At 48.9% G+C, this 321-nt stretch carries 1 protein-coding gene; it reads left to right on the top strand.

The genetic code is table 11. The features are described from left to right. A partial coding sequence (locus tag H8K55_RS21375) for an IS110 family transposase (protein ID WP_186944266.1) occupies positions 1 to 321 on the top strand: 321 nt, incomplete at both ends.

Below are 321 nucleotides of genomic sequence, written 5' to 3'. Positions count from 1 at the left end.
TTTATTGGGAAGCGGTTGCGCACTACTTTGCAGAACAAAAATTTCCCGTCAGTGTCATCAACCCAGCACAGATTAAGGCTTTCGGTGCTTCACGCTTAGTTCGAACAAAGACAGATAAAGTCGATGCGCAACTGATCGCAGAATTTGGCTTTGAACGTCGCCCAGAACTATGGATCGCCCCCTCCATGGCGGAGCAAACCTTACGTGCTTTGGTTCTGCGCTTAGATGCCTTGCAGAACATGCGTACGCAAGAGTTGAATAGGCTCGATGTGGCACGTGAGGCGATTCGACAAGGAATTACTGATCACATTGACTGGTTGG

The sequence above is a fragment of the Affinundibacterium flavidum genome (genome assembly GCF_014284175.1).
Classification (GTDB): Bacteria; Pseudomonadota; Gammaproteobacteria; order Burkholderiales; family Burkholderiaceae_D; genus Undibacterium; species Undibacterium flavidum.
This window is presented reverse-complemented; position numbering and strand designations above follow the sequence as displayed.